This window comes from Anaerocolumna jejuensis DSM 15929, from assembly GCF_900142215.1.
Taxonomy (GTDB): domain Bacteria; phylum Bacillota; class Clostridia; order Lachnospirales; family Lachnospiraceae; genus Anaerocolumna; species Anaerocolumna jejuensis.
Genome location: NZ_FRAC01000034.1, coordinates 19,028 through 35,524 on the forward strand (window position 1 = coordinate 19,028; position 16,497 = coordinate 35,524).

Consider the following 16,497-nt stretch of genomic DNA (forward strand, 5'->3'; position numbering starts at 1 on the left):
GTAAACAAGAGTAAAATGTAAGTAAATTCGTTTAATATAAATAAATTCGTATTAGAAAACCGGCAATGTGATAAATATGGACGTTCCCTGTTCCAGTGCACTCTCTACCCGGATGGAACCATTATGCAGTTCGATAAATTGCTTTGCAATGGCCATGCCAAGACCGGAACCTTCCGCCGGGCAATCCGTTGACGTTCCCCGGTAATAGCTTTCAAACAGGTTTCTTCTGGTTTCTTCCTCCATTCCCTTTCCATTGTCTGCAATCTCTATACAAAATCCATCCTGCTGCTTTGCAGCAGTTACTTCAATTTCAGTCCCGGGCGGATTGTGAACAACGGCATTGATGAGGACATTTTGCAGCGCCCTCTGCAGCAGGATTGTATCTGCCTCCATAAAAAATGCATCCATGGCAGAATCAAAAGAAAAATTATAAGCAGTACAGCGGGGAGAATTCGCAAGATCCAGAACCACATTCCGCAGAAATTCAACCATTTCTGTTTTAAGCTTCTGAGCAGTAATTCTTTTATCCTCCGATTGAAAGGAAAGGTTTAAATCATCAATAAGGTTTTTTATGTGCTTGGATTTTTCCTCTATTTTCACTCCAAAATCCATGATTTCACTTTCTGACCAGTCATATTTCTCAGCGGTAATCAGGGAGGCATAGCCTTGAATATAGGAAAGAGGGGTCTTTAAATCATGGGTGATGCCAGCGAGCCATTGCCTGCGGTCTTTCTCCAGCATTATCCGGTCAGTTTCACTTTGCTGTAGTTTCTCTGTCAAAAGCTGCATCTGGATTAAAAGTTCCTTGTATACAAATTCTGTACATCTGTAATAAAAGGAATCTCTGTTGGCTAACACTCCCTTAAGGGCTGGTTCCTTATATGTCCCCTGTGACAAGGCCTGAATCCAATGAATGGTATGGATAATGGGGCCAAGGATAAGAAATAAAAAAAGATATGCCATAATAATTCCCAGCACCAGCAGGCTGGCGGAGCGAAAAGTTCTCAGCTCCACAATTTCAAGTACGGGAAATACCTGCCGCACCAGTGCAAATAGTATCATAATCATACCAAAGCTAAGTACATAAGCCAGCAAAAGCAGTACAATCAGCGCAAGAATTCTAATTCCCATTTTCAGAGGAGTCTTCATTTCTGCTCTTCTCCTTTTTTATGGGGAATAAACTTGTAACCCAGTCCCCGGATATTATGGATATATTTTGGCTTATCCTTATCTGGTTCCATTTTCTTTCGGATTTTGGAAATATGCATTACAACTGTTTTTTCATCACCCAGGATTAGCTGTCCCCATACATTTTCATACAGCTGCGCAATTGTAAAAATACGATTGGGATGCTCTGCGAAAAAAAGGAGGAGGGAATATTCCATGGCAGTTAGCTCTATGACCTTCTCATTATGTTTCACTTCACAAGAATCCTTGTTGATGCTGAAATCCTCAAATTCCAGTATACTCGCCTGTTCCTTCGCTGAATATATCCGCTGATGCCTGAGCTGGACCTTGATTCTTGCAACAACCTCCAGCGGATTGAAGGGTTTTGTTATATAATCATCTCCGCCCATGGCAAAGCCCACCAGCTTATCATAGTCAGAGGTCTTTGCAGTAAGAAAAAGTATCGAGGCATCAGTCTCCTTGCGCAGCTCCATACAAAGCTCCAGACCACTGATATCCGGCAGCATTATATCCAATACAATAAGCTGCGGCTTAAAGTCCTGAATAATTTGCAGGGCCTCCTTGCCTGACTGTGCTTTTTTAATCTGAGAAAATCCTTCTTTTTTTAAAACAATCTCCAACATATCTAGAATTCCAGCTTCATCGTCTACCAGAAGAATATGCTGCTCCATCTTTACCGCTCCTTTATTCTGTGTTTCCGTCATTCTCCCAACCACCAGGATACAACCTTTGTCTGGTCCTTACCATTTGTTTTTATCAGATAAACATAGGCTTTGTCGAGGTTTCCCTTAAACTGGCTGCTGTATTCTTTTTTATACCCTTTAACCATGATATAATCACCTAGAACAGTAAAATCCAGTATCCTACCGTTTTTAAAGCTTACTAATTTTATTTTTTTACCACCTGTTTTATTGCTTTTATATAAAACACCTTTATTAGCACTAACTATCATATTCTGACTGGATTTCTGCTGATCAGAACCAACAATCCGGTTAAATTTTGCAAAATTCAGATTATTAGTATTACTACCATCTACATTCATGCTTTTCCAGAAATTTTTACTTCCCTTATAGTCATAACCTTCATAATAGATTTTTTCATTTGTTATAGCCATTTTACTGATCTGCTGATTGGAATCAAAATCAAATATACCGGTTATATTTGAGCCGTCCAAATTCATTTTATATATTCCAACCGGAATATCATAAGTAATGCCTGAATTATCCGCTACCTCTTTTACTTTAATATAATAGAGCAAATTTTTATAAACAACCGGATTAAACCCTTTGTCCAGCCTTATTTTTGTTTTTCCGTTTTTACTGATTTTATAAATATAATTTTGCGATGAGTCCGTACCATAGTTCAAATCATAAGTACAGTAGATACTGTCACCGGCTGCTGTTATCTCACTAAATCCATTGGATTCTTTTCCATTAAATTTGTAATCTGTAATCTTTGTTATTTTTTTGTTTTTACATTAATCTTACAGATTCCCATCCTGTTGCCATCCATATTATAAGAATAATAGATGTCATTGCCACTCCTGTGTGCATTTTCAGGGATATAAACTGTTTCCTTGCCAGACGATGCAGCCTGAACTCTCACGTTATTTTCAAATGGGTTCTATCCCACAATTTCTAATACCAGTACAAACGTTAATAATAAACTAATCACTCTGTTTTTCATTGCATACCTGCCTGCCTTTATCACCATATTTCATATCAATTAATTTATATTATCACAAGTGGTTAAAAGGAGCAAGTTATATGAAACCTCTTATTTTCCAGAATTTTTGCGCTTCTCCATTTTGCTCACCATCTGGTGACCGCACTGGGAGAAATCTTCATTAATTTGGCCAGTTCTCCCGTAAGAAGGCGGCCGTTATCATGGAGATAGTTAAGTATAATAATCTGACTGCTCCTACCTAATACACAAATAATAGGATAGACAGCTAACAGCCGGGTATGTATAATAATATAAGAGTTTCCATGCAACGCAAGGAATTCTTAAGAATAGAGGTCTATCTATGGAATTTAATGAAAAACTGCAACAGCTTAGAAAAGAAAAATCAATGACACAAGAACAGCTTGCAGAAGAATTATATGTGTCCAGAACAGCTATATCAAAATGGGAAAGCGGCAAGGGATATCCGAATATTGATTCGCTTAAAAGCATATCAAAACTTTTTTCTATATCTATTGATAATTTGTTGTCGGGTGAGGAATTGATTTCTCTTGCGGTAGATGAGAACCGCACAAATATAAAAAAGAGTTTCAGTCTGATTTATGGTGTGTTGGATTTGATGGCTCTCGCCTTTTTATTTCTTCCGCTCTTCGGGCAGCCTGATGGTGATGGTATTCGAGTAGTAAACTTGTTCGCATTTAAAGACGCTTCTTCTATTACCCGCGCCATATACTTTATCTTACCTATATCAATGGCCATACTTGGTATTGTTGAATTGACCATACAATATTTCAGTAACGAAAAATGGCTGAATGCCAGCAAAGTTATATCTATACTTTTACAAGCCTTTACAATACTTGTTTTCATCAATACGCGCCAGCCTTATGCCACGTCACTGGTTTTTATGTTCTTTATGATTAAGATAGTCCTTTTAATAAAGGGTAACCGCATTAAATAAACGGCTTAAAGCCTTGCAAAAAGCCCTCCGACACTTTTCGTGTCAGAGGGCTTTCGCCGTTGTGACGATTAGTTTCTTGAATATTTCCATGCTTGACCGCACAATTAAGATGTGACTGGCGCACATGAAAACAACAATAATACAGAAAAGGAAGAAAGATATGATGAAAAATAAAAAGTACTTTATTTTTGCCGGAACACTACTCTTGCTATTCATTCTATTCACAATGGGAGTTTTAACATTTGATGTTAGCCCCATAGGGCCGGAGGAATCCGTTGTTGCATTTGCTACCCTAAATAGCTCCATGTACAAACTGCTTGGTGAAAACTTAATTTGGTATCATATCACAGATTGGCTTGGTATTGTAGCTATCCTAGTCGCTTTGGGCTTTGCAATATTGGGATTGGCGCAAGTAATCAAAAGAAAAAGTATCAAGCGAGTGGACAGCAATATACTCGTGCTTGGGGTATTTTATATCGTCGTGATGGCTTCATATATTTTTTTTGAAATCTTCATCGTTAATTACAGACCGATTATTTTAGCTAGTACATTAGAAGCATCCTATCCATCTTCCCATACGATGTTTGTGCTATGTATCATGGCTACCGCAATAATGCAGTTCCATACACGGATTAAGAATAAACCCCTAAGAATTACAGTAGAGGTCATATCCGTTGCTATAATTACCGTCACGGTAATTGGGCGTTTTATTTCAGGTGTGCATTGGTTCACCGATATTATAGGCGGCTTATTGTTAGGCTCTGCCCTTATTATGTTTTATTATGCAACGGTTAAACAATTATCAAAAAACGAACAGCCCTAGATGTACCAATTACCAATTGTTATTCACTTACCGCCCCAACGGCATATAAAAAAACCGTTGTTGAATAAGTATTTCTATAAAAGACAATGATAAGGTCTATTATGTACTAAGCCTTTTTTCAACAATACGGTCTGAACAAAACAAAAAACCCCAAGCCCTTATAAATAAAGGCTTGGGGTCATATTTTAATTATTCAATGATGGTAGCAACTTTACCTGAACCAACTGTACGTCCACCTTCACGGATAGCGAAGCCTAAACCTTGCTCCATAGCGATAGGATGGATTAATTCGATGTTCATTTCGATGTTATCACCAGGCATGCACATTTCAACACCTGCAGGAAGGTTACAAACACCAGTTACGTCTGTTGTTCTGAAATAGAACTGAGGTCTGTAGTTATTGAAGAAAGGAGTATGACGTCCACCTTCATCCTTTGTTAAAACGTAAACCTGAGCTGTGAATTTCTTATGGCATTTGATTGAACCGGGTTTGCAAAGAACCTGTCCTCTTTCGATTTCGTTTCTCTGAACACCACGAAGAAGTGCACCGATGTTATCACCAGCCTGAGCTTCATCAAGAAGCTTTCTGAACATTTCGATACCAGTAACAACAACTTTACGTGTTTCTTCCTTGATACCAACGATTTCAACTTCTTCAGATACATGAAGAGCACCACGCTCAACACGTCCTGTAGCAACAGTACCACGTCCTGTAATGGAGAATACATCTTCTACAGGCATTAAGAAAGGCTTATCTGTCTCTCTCTGAGGATCGGGAATCCAGCTGTCAACAGCATCGAATAATTCGATGATCTTATCTCCCCAAGGTCCGTTAGGATCTTCAAGAGCTTTTAAAGCAGAACCCTGAATAATAGGGGTGTCATCGCCAGGGAATTCATATTCTGTTAACAGGTCTCTGATTTCCATTTCTACTAATTCAAGTAATTCAGGATCATCAACCATATCACACTTGTTCATGAATACTACGATGTAAGGAACACCTACCTGACGGGATAAAAGGATGTGCTCTTTTGTCTGAGCCATAACACCATCAGTAGCAGCAACTACAAGGATAGCACCGTCCATCTGAGCAGCACCAGTGATCATGTTCTTTACATAATCGGCATGTCCAGGGCAGTCAACGTGAGCATAATGTCTCTTCTTGGACTCATACTCAACGTGAGCTGTAGAGATAGTGATACCTCTTTCTCTTTCCTCGGGAGCTTTGTCAATCTGGTCGAAAGCAACAGCCTGGCCTGTACCTAATCTTTCATGAAGAGTCTTTGTGATAGCTGCTGTTAAAGTAGTCTTACCATGGTCAACGTGTCCGATGGTACCAATATTACAATGGGGTTTGTTTCTTTCAAACTTAGCTTTAGCCATTTTTTTAACGTCCTCCTTTAAATAAATGCATCTTTGTGCACATACTTTTTTAATTGCCTGCCAGGTAATGGCCGAGGCCATTCCTGCGGGCATTTGATTTTTGAGCTTATAGCTTTATTATATTTCAGTTTAGAAATATTTTCAAGCACAATTAACGTTTCCACTTATATTTGTGGACTAGTTCTTAACCTTTGCTGCAAGTACCTTTTCCTGTACGTTCTTAGGAACGGGCTCGTAGTTTGAGAAGAACATGGAGTAAGCACCACGTCCCTGTGTTCTGGAACGAAGGGCTGTGGAATATCCAAACATTTCTGAGAGGGGTACAAATCCTCTGATAAGCTTTGTTCCATTGATATCTTCAGTGCCTTCGATACGTCCGCGGCGTGAACTGATATCACCGATAACATCACCCATATAATCATCGGGAACTGTTACTTCTACTCTCATGATGGGCTCTAAAAGAACAGCCCCTGCTTTCTGCATCGCATCTTTGAATGCCATGGAACCGGCAATCTTAAATGCCATTTCGTTGGAGTCTACTTCATGGTAGGATCCATCGAATACAGTCGCCTTAATACCAAGTACAGGATATCCTCCAAGGATTCCGGCTTTGGTGGCTTCTTCAATACCGGCACCTACTGCAGGGATGTATTCCTTCGGGATAGCACCGCCTACAACAGTTGATACGAATTCAAAAGTCTTTTCTGCATTAGCATCCATGGGCTCAAAGCGAACCTTACAGTGACCATACTGTCCGCGTCCACCGGACTGCTTTGCATATTTAGAGTCAACTTCCACAGATTTTGTAAAGGTTTCTTTGTAGGCAACCTGAGGTGCACCTACATTGGCCTCAACCTTATATTCGCGCAGAAGTCTGTCTACGATAATTTCAAGATGGAGCTCACCCATACCGGCGATAATAGTCTGTCCGGTTTCTTCATTGGTGTAAGTTCTGAAGGTAGGATCTTCTTCTGCTAACTTCGCTAAAGATTCGCCCATCTTATCCTGGCCTGCTTTTGTCTTAGGCTCAATGGAAACCTCAATAACAGGTTCAGGAAATTCCATGGATTCAAGGATTACAGGAGCTTTCTCATCACAGATAGTGTCACCTGTTGTGGTGCCCTTTAAACCAACTGCTGCTGCGATATCACCTGAGTATACCTTTTCCAGGTCTTCTCTCTTATTAGCATGCATCTGTAAGATACGTCCAACACGTTCCTTCTTATTCTTTGTTGAATTAAGAACATAGGAACCTGCATTTAAAGTACCGGAATAAACACGGAAGAATGCAAGCTTTCCTACGAAAGGATCGGCCATAATCTTAAATGCAAGAGCTGCAAAAGGCTCTTCATCAGAAGATGCTCTGTGTACTTCGTTACCTTCTTCATCCATACCTTTGATATCAGGGATATCGGTAGGAGCAGGCAGATATTCGATAACGGCATCCAATAACTTCTGTACACCCTTATTCTTGTATGCGGAACCGCAGGTTACAGGAATAATACTGGTTGCGATCGTTGCTCTTCTAAGAGCAGCTTTTAATTCAGCTGTTGAAGGTTCTTCACCTTCTAAGAACTTCTCAAGCAATTCATCATCGGTCTCACAAATAGATTCGATCATGGCTGCTCTGTATTCCTCTGCCTTCTCTAACATGTCGGCAGGTATATCAGTGATGCTGATGTCATCACCCTTATCATCTTTATAGTAATAAGCTCTCATTTCGAATAAATCGATAATGCCCTTAAACTCATCCTCTTTACCGATAGGTAATTGGATAGCTACAGGATTTTTGCCAAGTCTTGACTTAATCATGCTTATTACATTGTAAAAGTCTGCACCGGAAATGTCCATCTTATTAACGAAAGCCATTCTGGGTACGTGGTATTTGTCAGCTTGACGCCATACAGTTTCTGACTGAGGCTCAACACCGCCCTTAGCGCAAAATACACCAACGGCACTGTCAAGAACACGTAAGGAACGCTCAACTTCTACTGTAAAGTCAACGTGTCCCGGTGTATCAATAATATTGATACGGTGACCAAGGGCTCCAGGCATGGGCTTATGCTCAAATTCCTGTGTCCAGTGACATGTTGTGGCGGCTGAAGTAATTGTGATACCTCTTTCCTGCTCCTGCTCCATCCAGTCCATAGTAGCAGTTCCTTCATGGGTATCGCCAATTTTATAGTTAACACCGGTATAGTATAAGATACGCTCTGTAAGAGTGGTCTTACCAGCATCTATATGAGCCATAATACCGATATTTCTAGTTCTTTCTAACGGGTATTCTCTTCCAGCCAAGGAAATTCCTCCTTATCTTAATAGTCGTCTGTAATCTAAAATCACAGAATTATTATTTCATACGCAGTTCCCTGCATGAGTCCAGGCTTAAGCCTGTGACCCATATCAGAAGATTACCAGCGATAATGTGCAAATGCTCTGTTCGCATCTGCCATCTTATGCATATCTTCCTTCTTCTTAACAGCAGAACCTGTATTGTTAGCAGCATCTAAAATTTCATTTGCCAGCTTCTCTTCCATGGTCTTCTCTCCTCTTTTACGGGAGTAGAGTGTTAACCAGCGAAGCGCTAATGCCTGTCTTCTGTCAGGTCTTACTTCGATTGGTACCTGATAGGTAGCACCGCCGATACGTCTTGCTTTTACTTCAAGAACCGGCATGATGTTGTTCATAGCTTCCTCAAAAGTTTCCGTAGCTTCTTTTCCTGACTTCTCTGCTACTCTTTCAAAGGCTCCGTACACAATCTTCTGTGCAGTTCCTCTCTTACCGTCTAACATGATGTTATTGATAAGCTTTGTTACAATCTTACTGTTGTAGATAGGATCTGCCAATACATCTCTTTTTTGTATATGTCCTTTACGTGGCACGTTTCTTCCCTCCTTAATAATCCTTATTGCCCGGAAAACCAAATATTTCCCAGACAGGCAAAACAGGTTTTCCCTATTTGCCCTTATAAGTTTCCTTAAATCATCGGTACTCACCGCAAAATTTTAATTTTTGCTGTGTTCGCGCTCAGTTTAACTCATCTTTCAAATCTATTCCGTTGGTGAAACAAAGTGTTCTTCCTCTGCGGTGATAAAACGCGGCTCCCTTATTTTATCCCAATCTGAAATAAAAATTAATCCGGCACTTAATGATTAGCGAAAAACTTAATTATTTACCTGCTTTAGGTCTCTTAGCTCCGTACTTGGAACGAGCCTGTCTTCTCTTAGCAACACCTGCTGTATCCAATGTACCTCTGACGATGTGGTAACGGGTACCGGGTAAATCCTTAACCCTTCCACCTCTAATCAGAACGACACTATGCTCCTGAAGGTTGTGGCCTTCTCCGGGGATATAGCTTGTTACTTCGATTCCGTTAGAAAGACGAACTCTGGCGATTTTTCTAAGAGCTGAGTTAGGCTTCTTAGGAGTTGCTGTTCTAACTGCTGTACAAACACCTCTCTTCTGGGGTGAGGACACATCAGTAGATTTCTTGTTTAAGGAGTTAAATCCTTTTTGGAGAGCAGGAGAAGTAGATTTCTTCTCAACCGTCTTTCTACCTTTTCTAACTAATTGATTAAATGTAGGCATTAATTTTCACCTCCTGGTTTTTGTTAAAATTCATTGAGCCGCTGCTTATTTACTTAAAATACACATAAATATTGACGCAATATAAAATCGCGCTTTATGATTATACTTTATATATTTTTTTTTGTCAAGTATTTTCATTTTAAAATCTCTTAAAGCCTATGTAAATCCATCTCTCTGGTGAGAAACCCATCCTTAATTTTCTTAAATAGTGCTTTCGTCAGACAGGAAAGTTATTCCTGCTGTTTACCGCACCGGGCAGGCTCCCGATTCACAATCGGCATCCAAAAGCTCGCTTTCTTCTCCTTTTTCCAATTCCTGCAGCAAAGAATAGTCAATGGGTTTAATATTTTCTATCCGTTTTTCGTAATCTTCTTTGGTAGTAGATTCATAGGGAAGAAGAGGATAGGTCTCCTCCATAAGGGGTAAAAAGGTAATTCCCACCGCACAATTGAAATTCTGATAAAGCCACTCTGCAACCTCATCCCATTCATTCTCCCTTACGTGTACCGTTATGCTTGTATTATGGTCTGTCCAGGCTTCCATGGTCAGCTTATATAGCTCCAGCTGTTCGATTGCTCCCACCTCATACTTTGTCTTGCCTTTTGGTGAGCGCATTGGGAATTCAACTACCTTCACGCTGCAATCCTCATCACTTTGCCCAATCTCATTGTATATGGGGTATCCGCCCTGTACTTCAAGCATTTTTAATAAAGGGTCACTTGCAGAGATACGGACTCTTCTGATATAATACGGCGCATGAGCAAAATGAACTCCCGAACTGACACCGGGAAGATTGGATAAGGTCCCTTCCGGCTTTATTGTTGTCATCAGCTGCGGCTTCTTAATTCCAAGCTCTTTGCAATAGCGTTCCCCTTCCTCATGAACAGCCTTCCTAAGCTGGGAAAGGAGCTTTCTTAAGTCATTATATCCCATGCCGGTCCTGTTCACCATGTCCATCATACCGGTTAAAGATACTCCGACAATCCTGTCCTCCTGCATTACTTTATTCCAGTCAGGCAATTCCACATCCACAAGGGTCATCCTCAAAGTAATCCTTGCAGACAGCCTGATTGTATTGGTGAGGACCTCTGCATCAAGGGTATTGTCCTCCCTTACAAAGCTCAGCATATTATTTGTGGAAAGATTGCAGCACTGCCTTGACTGGAGCAGAATTTCACCACAGGGATTGCAGCCTTCAAAGCTATTTTTTCTCCGCAGGGCTTCACTGTTATTAATAAAACCAGGTTCACCGTTAATACGTATGGAATGAAGCATCTCCTGTATTTCCTGCTTTTGCGGTACACGGTTATAAAGGACGGAATTATTGCTCATCTTCCGGTGTGATATTTTGGTATTCTCCACCCATTGTCCGTCAACAATTTTATATATATCCCTTTTTGCCTGTTTGACCTCTTCATCCTCTTCATCACAGATTACCATCATTGCGCTTCTGCGGACGCCCCCGGATACGACATTCTCACTGATAATAGTTGCAATATCAAGGAGCTGAAGGGATTTTAAGCTGCCATTTGTTTCTGTTATCACTCCGTTGATTTTTTCAAACATCCTCATTAATGACTTATGTCCGGAAGCTCTCCCGCCAAAACGTATAAGGCGTTCCCCTTCCGGCCTGACATAGCTGTAATCAATGATGATTTCAGTAATATTTCCGTATTTCTCCCGGGTAATAAACTCAAAGTACAATTCAAGTCCTTTGCACCAGCCTTCTTTGCTGTCACCGATAAGCATTGTAGCAGTGTTTCCATCTATGGTAATAGCCGTATTCTCTCTTTCTTCCTTTGAAAGTTTAAATCGGAGGCTTTCATCATACCTGTCCTTCAAATCAATGCTTCTCACGAAGGGAAATCCTGTTAATGCATCTTTTTTAATGCGTACACCAACTCCACAGCCTAACATCAGAAGATAAAAAACCTCGGTAAAATCCTTCAGATTTTCAAGTGTTATAAAACTGCAGTTATAATTTGATAAGGGATATTCCTTTACAATCTCGGTCCCTCCCATATAGAGGGTTCTGCCGGAAGGAAATGTCCTTAGGTTAAAAAGAGCATCAAAAAAAATCTCCGCCTCTTTTCTTTCTTCCTCCCAGTCTACCTTCATACCATGCTTTTCCTTATAGTCAACTTCCAGCATTATATTGTAATTGACAGTGCGGCAGACAGTTTCAAACCAGTTCTCTCTTCTGCCTTTTTGATTTATGTATCTGGAGTAGGTCCTTAAATATACAAATTCCCCAATTCCCTTTAAAGGGTTTTCTGCCTCCTGGTACTTTGATAAAAAATCCTTTGATAACAGTTCTTTCATACTTTGCTCCCATTGCATACCGTAGACAAGTCTGCGGTACTGCCATAAATAATGTTCATTCACTCTAATACCCAAGTATCCTTTTTGAACCTTCCTTTGCTCTTACCAGACAGGTATTGCTAAGAGCATTTTTAAATAATGAAAGCAGAAAAAGCTACCTGACGGCAACAATATAAAAATCATAAATGTGATAGGATCCATATCAAATACTATATATAGTACCTATATTATATATTCATACAATATATATGTCAACTAGTCATGTAATCATTTTATTGAATGAAACCTTTTTCTGAAGTAGGTCCTTTACTGGAACACTGTATTCACTGGAATAATTCTATTCTAAAACAGCTTTCTACTTAACAGTTTCTTTGATGAAGCAGTTTCTTTGCTAAAACAGTTTCCTTGCTGAAGCAGTTCCTTTGCTGAAGCAGTTTCCTTTGCTGAAGCAGTTTCCTTACTGAAGAAGTTCTTTTGCTGAAGTAGTATCCTTGCTGAAGTAGTATCCTTGCTGAAATAGTATCCTTGCTGAAATAGTATCCTTGCTGAAATAGTATCCTTGCTGAAGCAGTTCCTTTTCGAAGTTCTCCTTCTAAAAAAACTCCAGCGCAAAGCCATGGATAGCAGCTCATACGCTGGAGGTATATACCCTGCCATCTTTTAAAGTATTGCCCAATAATCCTGTATCATTCCTTATAGGGTACTTTTCAGATGTGCTATATGTTCACCAAAAATAAATAGGTGCCCACAAAAGTATTCACCTTTGTGGGCACCTAATGCTTTATTATTTATCAGAATCGTCTCCGGATTCCTCATCATCGAAATCTTCGTCCGATAAATCATCATCCTCGAATTCATCCAGTTCGATGCTGTCTAAATCATCATCCATGGCATCATCGGAATAATTAAAGTTCTGATAGTTGTCATCTTCAAAATCTTCTGAAAGAATTAACTCTTCTTCCATGTCACTGTCCAGCTTCACGGAGCGGTATCTCTTCATACCGGTTCCGGCAGGAATTAATTTACCAAGGATAACATTTTCCTTCAGTCCGATTAACGGGTCAATCTTTCCGTTAATGGCAGCTTCTGTTAATACCTTGGTAGTTTCCTGGAAGGAAGCTGCTGAAAGGAAGGAATTCGTTGCCAAGGAAGCTTTCGTAATACCAAGCATTACTTGCTTTCCATCAGCCAGGGGAAGACCTTTGCTTTCTAATTCTTCATTGATATCATCAAATTCCAGAATATCTACCAGCTTACCAGGTAACAACTCGGAATCTCCGCTGTTTTCAATACGAACCTTCTTCAGCATCTGGCGAACAATAACTTCGATATGCTTATCATTGATTTCAACACCCTGTAAACGATATACGCGCTGAACTTCCTGAATCATGTAATCCTGAACGGCACGAACACCTTTTATCTTTAAGATATCATGAGGATTTACACTACCTTCTGTCAGTTCATCACCGGCTTCCAGAATATCTCCGTCCAATACCTTAATGCGGGAACCGTAAGGAATCAGGTAGGTCTTAGCCTCTCCGGTTTCATTGTTTGTTACAATGACCTCACGCTTCTTCTTGGTATCCTTTATCGTAACTACGCCGCCGAACTCTGCAATAATTGCAAGTCCCTTGGGCTTTCTTGCTTCAAATAATTCTTCTACACGAGGAAGACCCTGTGTAATATCATCGCCGGCAACACCACCAGTATGGAAAGTACGCATGGTAAGCTGAGTACCGGGCTCACCGATGGACTGGGCTGCAATAATACCAACTGCTTCACCCACCTGTACGGCTTCGCCAGTTGCCATATTGGCACCATAGCACTTTGCACATACACCGATATGGGATTTACAAGTCAGGATTGTACGAATCTTTAATTTTGCATTCAAGCCCTGTTCCTGTATTTTCTTCGTAGCAACAATTTTTGCTGCACGCTTCGGTGTAATCATGTGGTTGGCTTTTACAATAGCTTCACCATCATCATCACAAATAGTTTCACAGGAATATCTTCCAGAGATTCTCTCTTCCAGGCTTTCAATTACTTCACTGCCATCCGCAAAAGCTTTAATCCACATTCCCGGGGTTTCTTTACCTTCACAGCAGTCTACTTCACGGATGATAAGATCCTGGGATACGTCTACCAGACGACGGGTTAAGTAACCGGAGTCGGCTGTACGAAGAGCGGTATCGGAGAGACCTTTTCTGGCACCATGGGCGGACATGAAGTATTCCAAAACGTCAAGGCCTTCACGGAAATTGGACTTAATAGGAAGTTCCAAGGTACGTCCTGAGGTATCCGCCATAAGACCACGCATACCAGCAAGCTGTTTAATCTGCTTATCGGAACCACGGGCACCGGAATCCGCCATCATATAGATGTTGTTGTATTTATCAAGTCCTGTAAGAAGCGCCTCAGTAATATCATCATCGGCTACCTTCCAGGTATCAATAACTGCTTTATGTCTTTCATCCTCTGTCATAAGACCACGGCGGAAGTTCTTGGAGATTTCTTCAATCCTTGCTTCTGCTTCCGCAATAATAGTCTTCTTCTGAGGAGGAACGGTCATATCGGAAATGGATACGGTCATAGCTGCTCTTGTGGAGTATTTGTATCCCAGGGATTTAATAGCATCCAGTGTTTCCGCTGTCTTTGTAGCACCATGAGTATTGATGCACTTCTCAAGAATCTTCTTAAGCTGCTTCTTTCCTACATGGAAATCTATTTCAGGCACCAGGAAGCTATCCGGATTGCTTCTGTCTACAAATCCCAAATCCTGGCTGATAATTTCATTGAAGATAAAACGTCCTAAGGTAGACTCAATAGTCTTAGTTTCTGTAACGCCTTCGCTGTTAACGCCTGTACGTCTTACCTTTATCCTTGCATGAAGAGTAATGGCAGCGTTTTCATAAGCTAAAATTGCTTCATTTACACTCTTAAAGATGTGTCCTTCTCCCAAATCTCCGGGTTTTTGTAAGGTCAGGTAATAAATACCAAGGACCATATCCTGGGAAGGAACGGCTACAGGGCCACCATCGGAAGGTTTTAAGAGGTTATTGGGAGAGAGCAGTAAGAATCTGCACTCTGCCTGGGCTTCTACGGACAGAGGTAAATGCACAGCCATCTGGTCACCATCGAAATCGGCATTAAAAGCAGTACAAACAAGAGGGTGAAGCTTAATAGCCTTACCTTCTACCAATACCGGTTCGAAAGCCTGGATACCAAGTCTGTGGAGTGTTGGGGCACGGTTCAGCATTACAGGATGTTCTCTGATTACTTCCTCTAACACATCCCATACCTCGGACTGAAGTCTTTCCACCATTTTCTTGGCAGATTTTATATTATGGGCAGTTCCCTTGGCAACTAATTCCTTCATAACGAAGGGCTTGAATAATTCAATAGCCATTTCCTTGGGAAGTCCGCACTGATATATCTTTAATTCGGGTCCTACTACGATAACGGAACGTCCGGAGTAGTCAACACGTTTACCAAGTAAGTTCTGACGGAAACGTCCCTGCTTACCCTTTAACATATCGGATAAGGACTTTAAGGCACGGTTTCCGGGACCGGTTACCGGTCTTCCTCTTCTGCCGTTATCAATTAAAGCATCTACGGCTTCCTGAAGCATTCTCTTTTCATTTCTAACGATAATGTCCGGTGCTCCAAGCTCTAAAAGTCTCTTTAAACGGTTGTTACGGTTGATGATTCTTCTGTATAAATCGTTCATATCGGAGGTAGCAAAACGTCCGCCGTCCAACTGAACCATAGGTCTTAAATCCGGAGGAATTACCGGCACAACGGTAAGTATCATCCAATCCGGTCTGTTTCCGGATTCACGGAAGGCTTCCACTACTTCCAGTCTCTTAATGACTCTGGCTCTCTTTTGTCCGGTAAAATCCTTTAAGCCCTTTTTCAGCTCCTTGGATTCTGCTTCCAGATCAATTGCCATTAAAAGCTCCTGAATAGCTTCCGCACCCATACCGACGCGGAATCTGTTTCCATACTTTTCGTAAGCTTCACGGTATTCTTTTTCATTGAGCACCTGTTTGTACTGTAAGTCACTGGTTCCCTTATCCAGTACAATATAGGATGCAAAATAGAGTACTTTTTCAAGGGTTCTGGGGGATAAATCCAGAATCAGGCCCATACGACTGGGGATACCCTTAAAGTACCATATATGGGATACAGGGGCTGCAAGCTCGATATGCCCCATTCTCTCCCTGCGGACGGATGCTTTTGTAACTTCAACACCGCACCTGTCACACACAACGCCTTTATAGCGGATCTTTTTGTATTTACCGCAGTGACACTCCCAGTCTTTGCTGGGTCCGAAGATTTTTTCACAGAACAGGCCGTCTTTTTCAGGCTTTAAGGTCCTGTAGTTAATTGTCTCCGGTTTCTTCACTTCACCTCTGGACCACTCTCTGATTTTTTCAGGAGAAGCAAGGCCGATTTTTATAGCATCATAGGTTATATCATGACTACTTTGGTTATTTACTACTTCTGGCATCATCTGGCACTCCCTTTCATAGTAACGGACTTTCAGGTCCGT

General features: G+C 40.9%; 13 protein-coding genes. 2 read left to right on the forward strand and 11 right to left on the reverse strand.

What is annotated here, in order from left to right:
* Nucleotides 1–51: 51 nt before the first annotated feature.
* The 4 genes from BUB77_RS24840 to BUB77_RS31070 form a co-directional block, all read right to left on the reverse strand.
* Nucleotides 52–1,149, reverse strand: a complete 1,098-nt coding sequence (locus BUB77_RS24840; protein ID WP_073279876.1) for a sensor histidine kinase — start codon at nucleotides 1,147–1,149, stop codon at nucleotides 52–54.
* A complete protein-coding gene (locus BUB77_RS24845; protein ID WP_242962579.1) occupies nucleotides 1,146–1,892 on the reverse strand; it encodes a response regulator transcription factor in 747 nt (248 codons plus the stop codon). The genes BUB77_RS24840 and BUB77_RS24845 overlap by 4 nt, the downstream gene beginning before the upstream one ends.
* Nucleotides 1,889–2,554, reverse strand: coding sequence for a hypothetical protein (locus BUB77_RS24850; protein WP_073279877.1), 666 nt, complete (start codon nucleotides 2,552–2,554; stop codon nucleotides 1,889–1,891). The genes BUB77_RS24845 and BUB77_RS24850 overlap by 4 nt, the downstream gene beginning before the upstream one ends.
* 445 nt (nucleotides 2,555–2,999) lie before the next feature.
* Entirely contained in the window at nucleotides 3,000–3,182 is a 183-nt protein-coding gene (locus BUB77_RS31070; protein ID WP_139241317.1) for a winged helix-turn-helix transcriptional regulator, read from the reverse strand.
* Nucleotides 3,183–3,214: 32 nt separating this feature from the next.
* On the opposite strand from BUB77_RS31070, the gene BUB77_RS24855 reads away from it, so the two are divergent.
* Both BUB77_RS24855 and BUB77_RS24860 read left to right on the forward strand, forming a co-directional pair.
* The gene (locus tag BUB77_RS24855; RefSeq protein WP_073279878.1) at nucleotides 3,215–3,829 is read left to right on the forward strand and encodes a helix-turn-helix domain-containing protein; all 615 of its coding nucleotides are present in this window, start codon (nucleotides 3,215–3,217) and stop codon (nucleotides 3,827–3,829) included.
* Between the two features lie 160 nt (nucleotides 3,830–3,989).
* The gene (locus BUB77_RS24860; protein ID WP_073279879.1) at nucleotides 3,990–4,652 is read left to right on the forward strand and encodes a phosphatase PAP2 family protein; all 663 of its coding nucleotides are present in this window, start codon (nucleotides 3,990–3,992) and stop codon (nucleotides 4,650–4,652) included.
* Between the two features lie 189 nt (nucleotides 4,653–4,841).
* On the opposite strand, the gene tuf is transcribed toward BUB77_RS24860, so the two are convergent.
* The 7 genes from tuf to rpoC all read right to left on the reverse strand — a co-directional run bounded on the left by tuf (nucleotide 4,842) and on the right by rpoC (nucleotide 16,455).
* The gene (gene tuf / locus BUB77_RS24865; protein WP_073279880.1) at nucleotides 4,842–6,035 is read right to left on the reverse strand and encodes an elongation factor Tu; all 1,194 of its coding nucleotides are present in this window, start codon (nucleotides 6,033–6,035) and stop codon (nucleotides 4,842–4,844) included.
* A 177-nt stretch (nucleotides 6,036–6,212) separates the two neighbouring features.
* The gene (gene fusA, locus BUB77_RS24870; protein WP_073279881.1) at nucleotides 6,213–8,333 is read right to left on the reverse strand and encodes an elongation factor G; all 2,121 of its coding nucleotides are present in this window, start codon (nucleotides 8,331–8,333) and stop codon (nucleotides 6,213–6,215) included.
* A gap of 113 nt (nucleotides 8,334–8,446) precedes the next feature.
* Entirely contained in the window at nucleotides 8,447–8,917 is a 471-nt protein-coding gene (rpsG, locus tag BUB77_RS24875; RefSeq protein WP_170866743.1) for a 30S ribosomal protein S7, read from the reverse strand.
* Between the two features lie 286 nt (nucleotides 8,918–9,203).
* Nucleotides 9,204–9,623 (reverse strand): 30S ribosomal protein S12, encoded by a 420-nt coding sequence (gene rpsL / locus BUB77_RS24880; RefSeq protein ID WP_073279882.1) that lies wholly within the window; start codon nucleotides 9,621–9,623, stop codon nucleotides 9,204–9,206.
* A gap of 243 nt (nucleotides 9,624–9,866) precedes the next feature.
* On the reverse strand, nucleotides 9,867–11,945 hold the full coding sequence (gene nrdJ, locus BUB77_RS24885; protein WP_073279883.1) for a ribonucleoside-triphosphate reductase, adenosylcobalamin-dependent: 2,079 nt from the start codon (nucleotides 11,943–11,945) through the stop codon (nucleotides 9,867–9,869).
* A 342-nt stretch (nucleotides 11,946–12,287) separates the two neighbouring features.
* On the reverse strand, nucleotides 12,288–12,602 hold the full coding sequence (locus BUB77_RS30145) for a hypothetical protein (RefSeq protein WP_170866744.1): 315 nt from the start codon (nucleotides 12,600–12,602) through the stop codon (nucleotides 12,288–12,290).
* A 127-nt stretch (nucleotides 12,603–12,729) separates the two neighbouring features.
* Nucleotides 12,730–16,455: a DNA-directed RNA polymerase subunit beta' gene (gene rpoC / locus BUB77_RS24895; protein ID WP_073279921.1), complete on the reverse strand. Its 3,726-nt coding sequence runs from the start codon at nucleotides 16,453–16,455 to the stop codon at nucleotides 12,730–12,732.
* Between the last annotated feature and the right edge of the window lie 42 nt (nucleotides 16,456–16,497).